This window comes from Azospirillum sp. TSO22-1 (assembly GCF_003116015.1).
GTDB lineage: Bacteria > Pseudomonadota > Alphaproteobacteria > Azospirillales > Azospirillaceae > Azospirillum.
In genome coordinates this window covers 39477-53854 of sequence record NZ_LGQZ01000003.1, presented here as the reverse complement: position 1 = coordinate 53854, position 14378 = coordinate 39477, and the positions used below count along the sequence as shown (strand labels likewise).

Below are 14378 nucleotides of genomic sequence, written 5' to 3'. Positions count from 1 at the left end.
GCAAGGCGCCTACCACGAAGGGGTAGCGGCTATGCGTTCGGGGAAGGGAAAGAAGGCGGCGCTAGAGTTTCTGCGGCCCGCCCAGCCATTTGAAATACGAGTCCACCGCGCGCGTCACGCCGCGGGCGAGGCGTTCGCGGTGCTGCGGCGACTTGAGCTGGTTGGCGTCCTGGGGGCTGGACAGGTAGCCCATCTCCACCAGCACCGACGGCACGTCCGGCGCCGTCAGCACGGCGAACCCGGCCTGCCGGTGCGGCTTGCTGGGCAACAGGGTGATGTCGTGGCGCACGCTCTCCAGCACCGCCTTGGCGAAGCGCTTGGAATGGTTCATGGTGTCGCGCTGCGCCAGATCGATGAGGATGCTCGCCACCAGGTCGTTCTCGCCGGACAGGTCGAGGCCGGCTATGGCGTCGGCGCGGTTCTCCTTGGCGGCCAGCATCTCCGCCTCGCGGTCGGAGGCCTTGTCGGACAGCGTGTAGATCGACAGGCCGCGGATCGAGCCGGTGGCGATGCTGTCGGCGTGCAGCGACAGGAACAGGTCGGCGCCGACATCGCGGGCCATGCCGACGCGCTCGCGCAGGCGGATGAACACGTCCTTGTCACGGGTCAGCATCACCCGGTAGCGGCCGGTCGCCTCCAGTTGCCGGCGCAGCTCGCGCGCCACCGCCAGCGTGATGTCCTTTTCGAAGACGCCCCCGACGCCGACGGCGCCCGGATCCTCGCCGCCGTGCCCGGGATCGAGGACGATCAACGGCTTCTCCGGCCCGCGCGGCGGCGACGGCGCGGGCGGGGCCGCCGGCAGCGCCACGGGCACGACGCGCGCCGGGGGCAGCGGGGCGGGGATCGCCGCAGGCGCCGGCTCCGGCCGGACGACGGCGGGCTTTGCGGCCGGCTGGGCCGCGGGCTGCACGGACTTGGCGAACGCGTCCGGCGTGGTGGGCGCCAGGTCGAGCACGAAGCGCGGCTTGTGGCCGTCCTTCGGCGGCAACATGTACGCCTCGCGCACCTGCACCGGCCCGCTGGTCTCGAATACGACGCGCAGACCGCCGGAGTCGCCCGCCATGCGCTGGTAGCGCTGGACGAGGCCGCGGCCGGCGGCCGGCGCATCGCCGCCGGGCCACACGAGGTCCGGCAGATCGACGATGACGCGGTAGGGGGCGGCGGTGGTGCTGACCTTGAAGGCGACGGCGTCGCTCAACTCCAGCACGAAACGGGTCTTGTCGGGGTGTACGCCCAGGCGCGCATCGACCACCGCCGGGCGCGGCGGCGGCGCGGGCAGCGCGGCCGTGGTCTGCGCGTGGGCGGCGCCCAGCAGAAACACCATCGCGACCACCGGCGCGAGCATTCGCCGCACGAAATCCACGGGAACCCTACTCCGATCACCCCACACCTACCTATAGCTTAGGCAAATCAAGGCACTCAACGGACAAGGTGAGACAACGACTCAATTGTCGGCGACTGTGGCTTTCGCGCCAGCACGCCGTTGACCGGAGCATTGGCCGGAGGATCGGCGGACCGTACGCTCCGCCGAATTCCCCGGTTGTGCACGGATGATCGCTTGTCTATGGTGTCTGTGCGACATACCGAGGTCCGCCCGATTCCCAGTGGGAAGCGGCGGCGTCGCGCCCGGAGGGAGTTCGACCGTGCTTAGCTTTCGGTCGCGTTCCGGTGCGGGACGCTTACGGATCGGCCGGTAAAATGAGGAGAAACCTTGAAGCAGGCTTCGGCCGCAAGGCCGGAGCCCGGATGCTGGGCTCGACCCGTCCTGGCTGCTCACCAGAGCGCCGTTCGACGATCCGTCGGGTAAGGCTCCGAACGCTTCTCACACAGCGATGACGCTGCCTGGGCGCCTGTCTGGTCGCGCGGGTGCACGGGTTGCGTCATGGGGATCATGAATGGCCAAGCGTATGCTTGTGGACGCCACGCACCCGGAAGAGACCCGGGTCGTCGTGGTCAACGGGAACCGGCTCGAAGAACTCGACTTCGAGATCGCCACCCGCAAACAGCTCAAGGGCAACATCTATCTGGCCAAGGTGACGCGCGTCGAGCCGTCCCTGCAGGCGGCCTTCGTCGAGTACGGCGGCAACCGCCACGGCTTCCTCGCCTTCTCGGAAATCCACCCGGACTACTACCGCATCCCGGTCGCCGACCGCGAGGCGCTGCTGGCCGAGGAGGAGCGCCGCTACCGCGAGGATGAGCGCGAGGCCGAATCCCGCGAGCGCGGCGGGCGCCGCAACCGGCGCGCCATGGCCGAGGCGGCGGAGAGCACCGCCGAGATCCAGAGCGAGATCCAGGAGAACCTGCAGGAGGACCTCCGCCGCGGCGACGTCATTGAGCACGACTCGCCGATGCCCACGCCGATCGCCGAGGCCGAAGCCGAGGCCGCCACGGAATTCGAGGAGCCGGCCGCCGGCTACGGCGAGGACAACGGCGGCGCGTACGCGTACGCCGAAAGCGAGACGTACACCCGGGAGGCCCAGCCCGAGTCGAACGGCGAGGCCGCCTCCGACGAGAACGGCGCCGCCCACGAGCCTAGCCCCACGTCGGAGAGCGTCGACGTGGTCGGCGGCGACGAGGTGGAGGATTCCCACCGCCGCCGCGCCCGCCCGTTGCGCAGCTACAAGATCCAGGAAGTCATCAAGCGCCGGCAGATCATGCTGGTGCAGGTGACCAAGGAGGAGCGCGGCAACAAGGGTGCTGCGCTGACCACCTACCTGTCGCTGCCCGGCCGCTACTGCGTGCTGATGCCCAACACCGGGCGCGGCGGCGGCATCAGCCGCAAGATCACCAACCCGGCCGACCGCAAGCGCCTGAAGGAGATGCTCTCCGACCTGGACATCCCCGAGGGCATGGCCGTCATCCTGCGCACCGCGGGCCTCGAACGCTCGAAGCAGGAGATCAAGCGCGACCTCGAATACCTGCTGCGCCTGTGGGACGACATCCGCGAGCAGACGCTGAGCTCGACGGCACCGGCGCTGATCTATGAGGAAGCCAACCTCATCAAGCGCTCGATCCGCGACATCTACTCCAACGACATCGACGAGATCTGGGTCGAGGGCGACGCCGGCTACCGCACCGCCAAGGACTTCATGCGGATGCTGATGCCGAGCCACGCCAAGCGCGTGCAGCCCTACAAGGAGGAGGAGATCCCGCTGTTCCACCGCTACCAGGTGGAGCCGCAGATCGACGCCATCCACAATCCCGTCGTGCACCTGAAGTCGGGCGGCTACATCGTCATCAACCCGACCGAGGCTCTGGTCGCCATCGACGTCAACTCGGGCAAGTCGACGCGCGAGCGCAACATCGAGGAGACGGCGTACAAGACCAACCTGGAGGCCGCCGAGGAGGTGGCCCGCCAGCTCCGCCTGCGCGACCTCGCGGGCCTCATCGTGATCGATTTCATCGACATGGAGGACGCGAAGAACAACGCGTCGGTCGAGCGCCGCCTGAAGGAGGCGATGAAGAACGACCGGGCGCGCATCCAGCTCGGCCGCATCTCGCCGTTCGGCCTGCTGGAGCTGTCGCGCCAGCGCCTGCGCCCGTCGCTGCTGGAGACCAACTTCGAGCGCTGCGCGCACTGCGCCGGCACCGGCGTGGTCCGCTCGGTGGAATCGGCGTCGCTGCACGTGTTGCGCCACATCGAGGAGGAGGGCATCCGCAAGCGCTCCGCCGAGATCACGGTGACCGTGCCGACGGCCATCGCGCTCTACATCCTGAACCAGAAGCGCACGGACCTCGCCCGCATCGAGACGAAGTACGGCTTCCGCGTGCTGGTGCAGGCCGACGACACGCTGATCGCCCCCGACCTGCGCCTGGAGCGCGTCAAGGCCAAGCAGCCGGGCGACGAGACCGCGCCGCTGGTCAGCGCCGACCGCGTCATGGCCGAGACCGACCGTGTGCTCGCCGCCGAGGCGGAGGCGGAGGAAGAGGAGGACGCGGACGACGAGGCCGCCGAGAGCGAGGCCGAGACCGCCGAGCGTCCGGCCGAAGCGGTTGACGCCGGTGAGAACGGCGACCGCCGCCGCCGCCGCCGCCGCCGCCGCCGCGGCCGTGGCGAGCGCGAGGGTGGCGAGCAGCGCACCGACGCCGAGGCCCTGTCGTCCGAGGCCGAAAGCGACGAGGACGAGGCTGAAGGCGACGAGGCCGATGAGGGCGTCGAGGCCGGCGAGCGCGGCGAGGGTGACGACGCCGACAGCCGCAAGAAGCGCCGTCGCGGCAAGCGCGGCGGGCGCCGCCGGTCGCGCCAGCGCGAGCTGGCGCCGGGCGAGACCGCCGAGGGCGCGGAAGGCGCCGAGGATGGTGCCGAGGCTCCGGCCGCGGACGTTCCCGAAACGCCGGCACCGGCGGCGAAACAGCGCGTGCGTGCCCTGGTGCCGCCGAAGCCGGTGCCGCCGGCCCCGGCGCTGGAGCCGATCGACTTCGACTGGATCCTGACCGGCGAGCCGCCGCCCGCCGAGACTCCGGCCGAAGCCCCTGCCGAGGAGGCCCCGGCCGCCGCGGCGCCCGAGGCTGCGGCTCCGGAAGTGGCCGCCGACACCGCGGTCGAGGCTCCGAAGAAGAAGCGCCCATCGCGCAGCAAGAAGGCCGCGGCCGAGCCGGTCGCCGAAGCACCGGCCGAGGCCGCGCCGGAAGCGGAGGCTCCGAAGCCGAAGAAGCGTCCGTCGCGCAGCAAGAAGGCCGCGACCGAGCCGGCCGCCGAGGCCGTGCCCGCTCCGGCGGTCGAGGCCGCACCGGAAGCGGAAGCGCCGAAGCCGAAAAAGCGCCCGTCGCGCAGCAAGAAGGCCGCCGAGCCCGCCGAGGCGCCCGCGGTGACGCTGAGCGAGCCGGTCGTCGAGGAAGTCGCCGCCGTCGCCGCTCCCGAAGCGGTGCCGGAAGCCGTGCCGGCCGAAGCGGCTCCCACCACTCCGACGGCGGAGGAGAACGCCGCCGCGCGCGCTGCAGAGACGGTCAACCCAACCCCGGAAAAGCCCAAGCGCGGCTGGTGGAACCGGTAAGGGTTTGACGAATGAAAGGGAAAAGGCGCCTCACGGCGCCTTTTCTTTTTGGATCAAGTGATCGCGTTGGCCCCCTACAGCACCCCCCGCTCCTCCAGCTCCGCCCGCAGCTTCGCCGCGCCACTGAACCGGTGCGTCCTCATCCCCAGCCCCTCCGCCACCGCGCAGTTCTCCACGAGGTCGTCGATGTACAGCACCGCCGCCGGGTCGAGGCCGTAGCGCTCCAGCAGCAGACGCCAGATCGCCGGGTCCGGCTTGACCAGCCTGACCTCGCCCGAGATGACGAGGCCATCGAACAGGTCGAAGGAGGGGTAGCGCTCCCGCGTCTCCACGTACTTCTCGCGCGAAAAGTTGCTGAGCGCGTAAAGCGGCACGCCGCGCGCCTTCAGTTCCTCCAACAGTTCCGGCGTGCCGGGGATCTCGCCGGGCACCATGTCGTGCCAGCGCTCGCGGTAGGCGCGGATCAGCTCGGCGCAGTCCGGGTACTCGGCGACCAGCGCCGCCACCCCCTCGTCCCAGGATTGGCCGCGGTCCAGCTCGAGGTTCCAGGCCGGCGTGCAGACGGTGGACAGGAAGTCCTCCATCAGCGCGTCCTGGTCGTCGAAGAACTCGCGGTAGAGGTGGCGCGGGTCCCACTCGATGAGGACGTTGCCGATGTCGAAGACGACGGCCCGGATCGTCATCCCTTGCGGGCCTCGGCGAGCAGCTTCTTCATGTCGTCGAGCTTGATGGCGCCCGGCACGATGCGGTCGCCAACGACGAAGCCCGGCGTCCCGCGGATGCCCAGCTGCTCGGCCAGCGCCAGGTTGGCGCCCAGCGCCTGCTGCACCTCGGCCGACTCCATGTCCTTCTTGAGCCGGTCGGTGTCGAGCCCGACCGACGACGCCAGCTTGAGGATCGTCGCCTCGTCGAGCTGGCCGCGATGGCCCATCAGCGCGTTGTGGTAGGCCTCGTACTTGCCCTGGGCGCGCGCGGCCAGCGCCGCCTTGGACGCCGTCACCGACGCGGGCCCGAGGATCGGGAATTCCTTGAAGACGAACTTCAGCTTGCCGTCATCCTTGATCAGCTTCTGCACGTCGGCCTGCACCGACTTGCAGTAGCCGCACTGGTAGTCGAAGAACTCCACCAGCGTCACGTCGCCCTTCGGGTTGCCGGCGATCGGCGAGGCCGGGTCGTTGAACAGCTTGTCCTTGTTCTGGGCGAGGCCCTGCTTGCCCTTGCGCTCCTCCTCGGCGCGCTCGCGCTTCTGCAGCTCCTCGATGGCCTCGACGATGACCTCGGGGTGTTGCAGCAGGTACTCCCGCACCACCTGTTCGATGGCCTGGCGCTGTTCGGCCGGGACGCTTTGGGCCTGCGCGGCCGGGGAGAGGACGGCCAGTGCCACCGCGGCGGCGGCGAGCAGGGCGGGACGGATGCGGAGCATGGAGAACGAGCCTCTGATGAGCGTTGCGAGCGTAAGATGACCCGGCACCGGCCGCAGGGCAAGCGGCCCGCGCGCCGTCAGGGGCCGCGGCGGCCGGGATCGGGCACCTCGAAGCCGCGGCAGTTGCGGCGGTGCGCCATCATGCAGTCCTCCAGCTTGGCCTGCCGCGCCAGCCCGTCGACAATCCAGAAGCCGATGCCGACGATCGCCGCCACCACGGCGCCGGCGACCAAGTTCACCATCATCCGGCGCTTTTCGTCGTCCTTCATTTCTTGCCGGCGGTGCGCGGGCCGATCTGGCTGCGGATGTCCTGGGCGCGCAGCCAGCCGGGTGAGCCGGCGGGCAGCAGCTTCTCGGCGCGCTCCGCCATGGCGATGGCGCGTGGCCGGTCGCCCTGGGCGAACGCCTCCTCGGCCGAGGCGTAGGCGACCATGCCGGGATTGTCCTTCATGCTCCAGGCCTGCGCCATCAGCCGCCACAGGAAGGCCGACTGCCCCTGCTGCGACTTGGCGGCGACCTGCAAGTTTTTGATCGCCTCGTCCGCCTGCTTCGGATCATGCTGCTCCAGCAGTGCGTGCGCCAGCGAAACGCGGATCGGGTTGCCGTCGGGGGCGAGCGCCACCGCCTTGCGGTACGGCCCCACCGCCTCCACCGCCCGGCCGTTCTGCAGCAGCAGGTCGCCCTTCATCTCGTGGAAGTAGGCGTTCTGCGGCTCCTGCTGGATCAGCCCATCGGCCAGCGGCAGCGCCTGTTTGACCTCGCCGCGGCGGAAATAGGCGTAGGCCCGGCCGTAGCGTGCGACCACGCTGCCGTCCTCGGCGCGGTAGCGGCGCAGCGCGCCCAGCGGGTCCAGGTAGGCGTACAGCTTGGCCTGGATGCGGGCGTAGTGCTCCTGCTGGGCGGCCGGCACGATGCCGTCGTTCCAGCGCGAGCGCTGCACCATCTGGCGCACGCTGTCCATGCGCTCGCGGGTCAGCGGGTGGGTACGGGCGTACGTGGCGTCGCGGTCGTTCAGCACCGGGTCTTCAGCGTTCAGCTTTTCCAGGAAGGTCAGCAGCCCCTTGGAGGACAGGTGCGCCTGCTCCATGTAGCTCAGCCCGGCCTGGTCGGCCGAGGATTCCTGGGCGCGCGAGAACGACATGTACTGGTTCTGTCCCATGGCCTGGCCCAGCATGATGCCGGCCATGCCGGCCCCGGCGTTCTTCGCCGCCAGCCCGCCGATGACGCCGATGCCCATGCCGATCAGCGAGGACAGGAAGGCGTTCTCCATCGCCTCCGCCCCGCGGATCAGGTGTCCGCCGGCGATGTGGCCGGTCTCGTGCGCGATGACGCCGACCAGCTGGTTCGGGTCGGTCTGCAGCAGCAGCCCGGTGTGCAGGAAGATGTTCTGCCCGCCGGCCACGAAGGCGTTCAGCGTGCGGTCGTTGACCAGCACGATGTTGACCGCCTGCGGGTCGATTCCGGCCGCGTTGAAGATTGGCCGCGCCATCTCGCGGATGGTATGTTCCGTCTCGGCGTCGCTGAGCAGTTGAAGCTCCGGCTGGCGCTGGGCGCCCGCGGGCACCGTCCACGACACGGCCAGCATGGACACGATGGCGACGACCGACACCAGCCTTCTGGGCTCACGCACCTTTCCGACCTCCGGTGGACCGACCTGCAACACGACCTCTACCCGCCGAATTTGGCGAGGTTTGGGCGCGTTTGCGATAGTAGCTGCGCTTCTGCCCGGCTGCGTCAACACCAAGTTCAAGTCGAACGCCCCCGGACAGGCGTTCGCGGTGGCCGACGAGCCGCTCGCCGCCGCCGTCGGGCGCGACCTGCTGTTCCAGGGCGGCTCGGCCGCCGATGCCGCCACCGGCATGGCGCTGGCCATGACCGCAACCCTGCCCTCGCGCGTCGGGGTGGCCGGCGGCGGCGTGTGCGTGGTGTTCGATGCCACGGCCAAGCGCGTGCGCACGCTGGACTTCCTGCCGCGCGCCGCCCCCGGCGGCACCGCCGCACCGAGCTTGCTGCGCGCGCTGTACGCGCTGCAGGCCACCGGCGGCGGCACGCTGCGCTGGGAGCAGGCGGTCGTGCCGGCGGAGACGCTGGCGCTGGAGAGCCCCGGCGTCACCCGCGCACTCGCCCAGGACATCCAGGCGGCGTCCGCCCGTCTGACCGACGCCGAGGCGCGCCGCCTGTTCCTGCCCGACGGCCGCCCGCTGGCCGAGGGCGCGCGGCTGCGCCAGCCGGAGCTGGCCGCCGTGCTGTCGCAGGTCCGCCGCAACGGCCCCAACGCTCTCGCCGCCGGCAGCACCGGACAGGCGCTGGCCGGCGCCTTCCACCTCGACCCGGCGGCGTTGCGCGCGGCGACGCCGCAGTGGCGGGACACCGTCGCCGTGCGAATCGACAGCACGCGCAACCTGCACCTCGCCGACTTGCCGGAGCCGGACGCGGGCGCCGCCATCGCCAAGGCCTGGGCCGCCGCCGAGAACGCGCCGCCCGCCGAACGCGCCGCCCGCGCCGCGCAGGCGCTGGGGGCGCTGACGGGTGCCGTGGCGCCGGGCGCCGGGCTGGTCGCCATGGACGTGCGAGAGAACGCCGTCGCCTGCGCCTTCACCATGGGTGGGCTGTTCGGCACCGGCAAGGTGGCGCCGGGCACCGGCGTGCTGGGGGCGTCCGGCGTAGACCGCGCCGGCTTCGGGGCGCCGGGCGTGGTCGCCAACACCATCGTCGGCCGCGCGCTGTTCGGCGGCGTCGGCACCGCCACCGGCAACGATGGCCCGGCCGCCGGGCCGGCGGCGCTGCTGGCCGGCGCCCTGCCGGCGGTGCTCGATGACCGGCCGGCCGGCGAGGTCCTGGCAGCGCGCGGCGATGGACCGGGCCGCGTGGACCTCGTCACCTGCCAGGTGTCGCTGGAGAACCTGCTGAAGGACTGCCAGACGGCCGCCGATCCACGCGCCCGCGGCATCGCCCACGATATGCTGCTGCCCCGCGACTAGCGCGGGACAGCAGCACGCGGGTCAGTTGTTCTTGGCGCCGGCCTTGATCCAGTTGCGGATCAGGTCGCGGTCGCAGGTGGACAGCTTGCGCTTGCCGTGCGGCATCTGCAGGCCTTGCACCTTGCCGTCCAGCAGCATCAGCAGGTTGCTGGTGGTCGGGTCGCCGGCGACGACCATGGGGCCGAACTTCGTGCCCTTCATGATGCCGTCGTAGCTGCGGACGTCAAAGCCGCTCTTCTCGAAGCCGTCGCCGCCGGGCTGGTGGCAGCTCTGGCAGCGGATCTGCAGGATGGGATGGATGTCCTCGGAGAAGCTGACCGGGGGATCCTTCGCCTGGGCGGTGCCGGAAGCCGCCAGCAACAGGACGGCGGCGATGAGACCTGCGCGCATTGTGCTCTCCTGCGTTAGGACAGCTACCCTTTGGGTAGTTTTCTAACTGTAAGATTGAGCCGCGAGTCGCCCCCAGGATGCGGATTGTCACAGAGCCGAAGGTCGCAGACCGCCCCCCGCCTTTGGTTGGGGGTGGCGGCCTGCAGCCCCGCACGCTATGAATCGCGCCTTTCCCATTCCCAGCGCACAAGGTGTCCGACGTGGTTGGAATCTCCCGACGAGGCCAGATCCCTCCCTTCTTCGTGATGGAAGTCATGCGCGCCGCCTTCGAGCGCGAGCGCGCCGGACTGGAGGTGCTGCACCTCGAGGTCGGCCAGCCGTCCACCGGCGCCCCCCAGGGGGTGATCGCGGCGGCGCAGCGCGCGCTGACCTCCGACAAGCTCGGCTACACCGACGCGCTGGGCATCCCGCCGCTGCGCGCCGCCATCGCGCGCTGGTACCGCGACCGCTACGGCGTAGAGATCCCGGAGAGCCAGATCGCCGTCACCGTCGGCTCCTCGGGCGCGTTCCAGCTGGGCTTCCTGGCGGCCTTCGATCCGGGCGACCGCGTCGCCATGGCCTCGCCCAGCTACCCCGCCTACCGCCACACGCTGACCGCCATCGGCGTCGAGCCGGTGGAGATCGAGGCGGGACCGGAGACCGGCTTCCAGCCGACCGTCGCCATGCTGGAGGCGCTGGACAAGCCCATCAAGGGCCTGATCGTCGCCAGCCCGGCCAACCCGACCGGCACCATGCTGTCGCGCGCCCAGTTGACCGAACTGGCCAACTGGTGCACGCGCAACGGCGTGCGGCTGGTGTCGGACGAGATCTACCATGGCCTGACCTACGGCACCGAGGCGGTGACCGCCGCCGCCATCAGCCTGGACGCGCTGGTGGTCAACAGCTTCTCCAAGTACTTCTCGATGACCGGCTGGCGGCTGGGCTGGATGATCTTGCCGGAGTCGCTCGTGCGCTCGGTGGAGTGCCTGGCGCAGAACCTGTTCATCTCCGCGCCGACGCTGTCGCAGATGGCCGCCGTGGCCGCCTTCGACTGCACCGAGGAGCTGGACCGCCACGTAGCCCGCTACGCCCGCAACCGCGAACTGCTGCTGCGCGAATTGCCGAAGGCCGGCTTCGACAGGATCGCCCCGGCCGACGGCGCCTTCTATATCTACGCCGACGTCTCGGCGATGACCGACGATTCGGAGGCGTTCTGCAAGCGTCTGCTGGCCGAGACCGGCATCGCCGCCACGCCCGGCATCGACTTCGACCCGGCGCGCGGCCGGCGCTTCATGCGCTTCAGCTTCGCGGGAGCGGAGGAGACCATCGCCGAGGCGGCGCGGCGGCTGATCGCGTGGAAGCGGTGATCCGCACTGTAGTGAAAACAAGATTCCGCACGGATTGCACGGATTGAGACACAGATTGCACGGATCTACTGTCTTATACGAGACCTTGGCCTACCAGTAAGCTGTGGTCTGGGCACGAAGAAGAAAATCCGTGCAACCCGTGCCAAAATCCGTGAAATCCGTGTGACTGTTGTCTTGGTGGCGCGACACCTGGGGTGACGAAGCCCCCGTCACCCGCCCTCGAACGTCACCATCACCTCGGCAACCGCTCCAGGGTCGCGCTGGGTGGAGCGGAAGGTGGCGATCTCGCCGGGCAGGAGCTGGTCGGACGTGGTCTCGATGGTCCAGGTCTGCACCGGCTTGCGGTCGAAGCCCAGCGACACCGCGCGCACTTTTGGCACCGGGCGCATCACGTCGGACGCGTTGAGGATCTGTCCCTCCACCACCAGCAGCGTGGCGCCGTTCTCCGCGCGCTGCTCGGAGCGGACGTTCTGCAACTGCAGCCCCGTCCCCGGCGGGTCCACGGCCAAGCCGACGGTCTCGTACAGCAGCGCCGCCGGCGGCCACAGCCGCACCACATGGGCGCGCCCGAAGTAGCCCCCGGCCAGGATCGCCGCCAGCAGCACCGCGAACGCCGCCCAGCCGGCGACGACTCCACGCGACAGTGGCTTCTTCACCTTGCCCGGCTTCGCCGCCGGGCGGCGGGGCGGAGCGAGGTCCTCGGCGAGGAGGGTGCGCTCCGGCTCCTCGACCACCGGGCGTTGGTACCACACGTGCCCGCAGCTCTTGCAGCGCACCTTGCGCCCCTGCGACGGCACCGCCTTGTCGGCGACGGTGTACCGCGTGGAGCAGTTGGGGCAGGTGATCAGCATGTCGGGGGAGCGCCGCGGTCACGGAAATTGCTGGAGTCTTATATGGACTCATGCGGTATGAAGCAAGGAAGCCCCCTCGGCGCGGCGCTGGACGCCGCTTTGCGGCCGTTGCATCGTGCGCCGGGGCGCTGCTCAACCGCACGGTGCGCACACGTGATTCGTTTCGAGAACGTCGGCCTGCGCTACGGCACCGGACCGGAGGTGCTGCGCGACATCTCCTTCACGCTGATGCCCGGCTCCTTCCACTTTCTGACGGGGGCGAGCGGGGCCGGCAAATCGTCGCTGCTGAAGCTGATGTACCTGGCGCACCGCCCGTCGCGCGGGCTGATCTCCGTCTTCGGCCAGGACATCGCCCGCCTGAAGCGCGAGGACCTGCCGGAGCTGCGCCGCCAGATCGGCGTGGTGTTCCAGGACTTCGCGCTGCTGGACCACCTCTCGGCGCTCGACAACGTGGCGCTGCCGCTGCGCATGGCGGGAGCCGGCGAGAACGAGGTGGTGGAGCACTGCACCGAACTGCTGAAATGGGTCGGACTCGGCAACCACCTGGACGCCAGGCCGTCGATACTCTCAGGCGGGCAGCAGCAGCGCGTCGCCATCGCCCGCGCCGTCATCAACCGCCCGCGCCTGCTGCTGGCCGACGAGCCGACCGGCAACGTCGACGATGGCATCGGCATGCGCCTGCTCTACCTGTTCGAGGAGATGCACAAGCTGGGCGCCACCGTGGTGATTGCCACCCACAACGAGACGCTGATCCGCCGCTTCGAGCACCCCCGCCTGCACCTGGAGAACGGGCGGCTGCACGTGCTGCACCAGTCCGCGTCGAGCTGGGCGTGAGGACCACCATGGCCGCCCTCTCCGCCTTGCCCTTCCGCAAGCGCTTCGACCTGCCGCTCGCCAAGGATCCGACGGCGCGCTTCCTGCTACTGATCACCGCGGTGATGGTCTATCTGGCGGCGCTGGCGCTGGCCGGCGCGCTGGTGGTGTCGGACATGGCGCGACGCTGGGACAGCGGGCTGGCCGGCGGCCTGACGGTGCAGGTGGTGCCGCTGTCCGGCCCCGGCGCCGCACCGGTGGCCGAGCGGCTGGAGAAAACGCTGGCCATCCTGCGCGGCACGCCCGGCATCCGCAGCGCCGCCGCCCTGTCACAGGAGCAGGTGGCACACCTGCTGGAGCCCTGGCTGGGCCACGAAGGCGCCAAGGACCCGATGCTGCCGGTGCCGACGCTGGTCGACGTGGTGGCCTCCGGCCCGGTCGATGTCACGGCGCTGCAAGGCCGGCTGTCCGCCGTGCCGGGGGTGACGCTGGACGACCACGCGGCGTGGCTGGCCGACCTGCGCGCCTTCGCCGGCTCGGTCGAGCTGGCCGCCGCCGGCATCGTGCTGCTGGTCGGCGCCGCCGCGGTGGCGTCGGTGGTGTTCGCGGTGCGCGCCGGCCTCGCCATCCACCGCAACGTGGTGGAACTGTTGCACCTGATGGGCGCGCCGGACCGCTACGTCTCGCGGCAGTTCGAAGCGCACGTGCTGGGCCTGTGCCTGCGCGGCGGCGCCTGCGGGCTGGGGCTGGCGGCGCTGACGCTGTTCGCCGTCGCCCGCGCCGCCGGATCCCTGCGCGCCAGCCTGCTGCCCGACGCCTCGCTCACCGTCGGGCAATGGGCGGCGCTGGCGCTGGTACCGCTGATCGCCTGCGCTCTGGCGGTGCTGACCGCGCGCTGGACGGTGATGCGCACCCTGGAGACCATGCCGTGAGCCCGGCGCGCCGCCGCCGCGACCGCGTCGCGCGCACGCTCGGCCGGCTGGCGGTCGTGGCGCTGCTGCTGGCCGCGGCGTGGGCCGGAGGCCTCGTGTGGTTCGCCGGCACCATCCCGCGCGAGCCGCCGGGCGCCGCCGCCCTCGACTCGCTGGAGCACACCGACGCCATCGTCGTGCTGACCGGCGGCAGCGGCCGGCTGTCCACCGGGCTGGATCTGCTGAAGGCCGGGCTGGCCAAAAAGCTGTTCGTCTCCGGCGTCTACTCCAGCGTCGACGTGAAGGAGCTGCTGAACCTGTCGCAGCTGTCGCCGGACAAGGTGGAGTGCTGCATCGTGCTGGGCTACGCCGCCGCCGACACCGTGGGCAACGCCTTCGAGACGGCCGATTGGATGGAGGAGCAGGGGTACGCGTCGCTGCGCCTCGTCACCGCCAACTACCACATGCGGCGCAGCCTGTTGGAGTTCGCCATGGCGGCGCCCCGCACCGCGGTGGTGCCGCACGCGGTGGCGCCGGCCAACGTCCACCTTGCGGAGTGGTGGCGCTGGCCCGGCACCGCCAGCCTGCTGGCCACCGAGTACAACAAATATCTGGTGGCGCTGCTGCGCTACCAGCTTGAGAAAGCCCTCGATTCCTGACAGTTTCCGC

General features: G+C 70.6%; 13 protein-coding genes. 6 read left to right on the top strand and 7 right to left on the bottom strand.

Going from position 1 to position 14378, the window contains the following annotated elements; genetic code table 11:
* Positions 1-61: 61 nt before the first annotated feature.
* Positions 62-1324, bottom strand: coding sequence for an N-acetylmuramoyl-L-alanine amidase (locus TSO221_RS00905; protein ID WP_247877864.1), 1263 nt, complete (start codon positions 1322-1324; stop codon positions 62-64).
* Positions 1325-1895: 571 nt separating this feature from the next.
* Here TSO221_RS00905 and TSO221_RS00900 point away from each other — a divergent pair.
* Complete coding sequence (locus TSO221_RS00900; RefSeq protein WP_109116599.1) at positions 1896-4994, top strand: ribonuclease E/G; 3099 nt, start codon at positions 1896-1898, stop codon at positions 4992-4994.
* A 74-nt stretch (positions 4995-5068) separates the two neighbouring features.
* Here the strand turns inward: TSO221_RS00900 and TSO221_RS00895 are convergent, their stop codons facing one another.
* The 4 genes from TSO221_RS00895 to TSO221_RS00880 form a co-directional block, all read right to left on the bottom strand.
* Entirely contained in the window at positions 5069-5677 is a 609-nt protein-coding gene (locus tag TSO221_RS00895) for an HAD family phosphatase (RefSeq protein WP_109116598.1), read from the bottom strand.
* The gene (locus TSO221_RS00890) at positions 5674-6417 is read right to left on the bottom strand and encodes a DsbA family protein (protein WP_109116597.1); all 744 of its coding nucleotides are present in this window, start codon (positions 6415-6417) and stop codon (positions 5674-5676) included. The genes TSO221_RS00895 and TSO221_RS00890 overlap by 4 nt, the downstream gene beginning before the upstream one ends.
* Before the next feature lie 77 nt (positions 6418-6494).
* On the bottom strand, positions 6495-6686 hold the full coding sequence (locus TSO221_RS00885) for a hypothetical protein (protein WP_109116596.1): 192 nt from the start codon (positions 6684-6686) through the stop codon (positions 6495-6497).
* Positions 6683-8047, bottom strand: coding sequence for a M48 family metalloprotease (locus TSO221_RS00880; RefSeq protein ID WP_247877863.1), 1365 nt, complete (start codon positions 8045-8047; stop codon positions 6683-6685). The genes TSO221_RS00885 and TSO221_RS00880 overlap by 4 nt, the downstream gene beginning before the upstream one ends.
* Before the next feature lie 61 nt (positions 8048-8108).
* Here TSO221_RS00880 and TSO221_RS00875 point away from each other — a divergent pair, with 61 nt between their 5' ends.
* Complete coding sequence (locus TSO221_RS00875; RefSeq protein WP_247877862.1) at positions 8109-9398, top strand: gamma-glutamyltransferase; 1290 nt, start codon at positions 8109-8111, stop codon at positions 9396-9398.
* Between the two features lie 21 nt (positions 9399-9419).
* Here the strand turns inward: TSO221_RS00875 and TSO221_RS00870 are convergent, their stop codons facing one another.
* Positions 9420-9788, bottom strand: coding sequence for a c-type cytochrome domain-containing protein (locus TSO221_RS00870; protein WP_109116593.1), 369 nt, complete (start codon positions 9786-9788; stop codon positions 9420-9422).
* 254 nt (positions 9789-10042) lie between these two features.
* On the opposite strand from TSO221_RS00870, the gene TSO221_RS00865 reads away from it, so the two are divergent.
* Positions 10043-11134, top strand: coding sequence for a pyridoxal phosphate-dependent aminotransferase (locus TSO221_RS00865; protein ID WP_348770243.1), 1092 nt, complete (start codon positions 10043-10045; stop codon positions 11132-11134).
* Positions 11135-11343: 209 nt separating this feature from the next.
* On the opposite strand, the gene TSO221_RS00860 is transcribed toward TSO221_RS00865, so the two are convergent.
* Entirely contained in the window at positions 11344-11985 is a 642-nt protein-coding gene (locus TSO221_RS00860) for a zinc-ribbon domain-containing protein (RefSeq protein WP_109116591.1), read from the bottom strand.
* 153 nt (positions 11986-12138) lie between these two features.
* Between TSO221_RS00860 and ftsE the strand changes: the two genes are divergently transcribed.
* From ftsE to TSO221_RS00845, 3 genes are read left to right on the top strand one after another with little or no spacing between them, the layout of a single operon-like run.
* Positions 12139-12819: a cell division ATP-binding protein FtsE gene (gene ftsE / locus TSO221_RS00855; RefSeq protein ID WP_109116590.1), complete on the top strand. Its 681-nt coding sequence runs from the start codon at positions 12139-12141 to the stop codon at positions 12817-12819.
* An 8-nt stretch (positions 12820-12827) separates the two neighbouring features.
* Positions 12828-13730, top strand: a complete 903-nt coding sequence (locus TSO221_RS00850) for a hypothetical protein (protein ID WP_109116589.1) — start codon at positions 12828-12830, stop codon at positions 13728-13730.
* Positions 13727-14368: a YdcF family protein gene (locus TSO221_RS00845; protein ID WP_247877861.1), complete on the top strand. Its 642-nt coding sequence runs from the start codon at positions 13727-13729 to the stop codon at positions 14366-14368. The genes TSO221_RS00850 and TSO221_RS00845 overlap by 4 nt, the downstream gene beginning before the upstream one ends.
* Positions 14369-14378 lie beyond the last annotated feature (10 nt).

Bases quoted from the DNA above. Each gene is read 5' to 3' on its own strand.
- TSO221_RS00885 (WP_109116596.1), bottom strand. From the start codon at position 6,686: ATGAAGGACGACGAAAAGCGCCGGATGATGGTGAACTTGGTCGCCGGC.
- TSO221_RS00860 (WP_109116591.1), bottom strand. From the start codon at position 11,985: ATGCTGATCACCTGCCCCAACTGCTCCACGCGGTACACCGTCGCCGAC.
- TSO221_RS00865 (WP_348770243.1), top strand. From the start codon at position 10,043: ATGCGCGCCGCCTTCGAGCGCGAGCGCGCCGGACTGGAGGTGCTGCAC.
- TSO221_RS00905 (WP_247877864.1), bottom strand. From the start codon at position 1,324: ATGGTGTTTCTGCTGGGCGCCGCCCACGCGCAGACCACGGCCGCGCTG.
- TSO221_RS00895 (WP_109116598.1), bottom strand. From the start codon at position 5,677: ATGACGATCCGGGCCGTCGTCTTCGACATCGGCAACGTCCTCATCGAG.
- TSO221_RS00870 (WP_109116593.1), bottom strand. From the start codon at position 9,788: ATGCGCGCAGGTCTCATCGCCGCCGTCCTGTTGCTGGCGGCTTCCGGC.
- TSO221_RS00890 (WP_109116597.1), bottom strand. From the start codon at position 6,417: ATGCTCCGCATCCGTCCCGCCCTGCTCGCCGCCGCCGCGGTGGCACTG.
- TSO221_RS00850 (WP_109116589.1), top strand. From the start codon at position 12,828: ATGGCCGCCCTCTCCGCCTTGCCCTTCCGCAAGCGCTTCGACCTGCCG.
- TSO221_RS00900 (WP_109116599.1), top strand. From the start codon at position 1,896: ATGGCCAAGCGTATGCTTGTGGACGCCACGCACCCGGAAGAGACCCGG.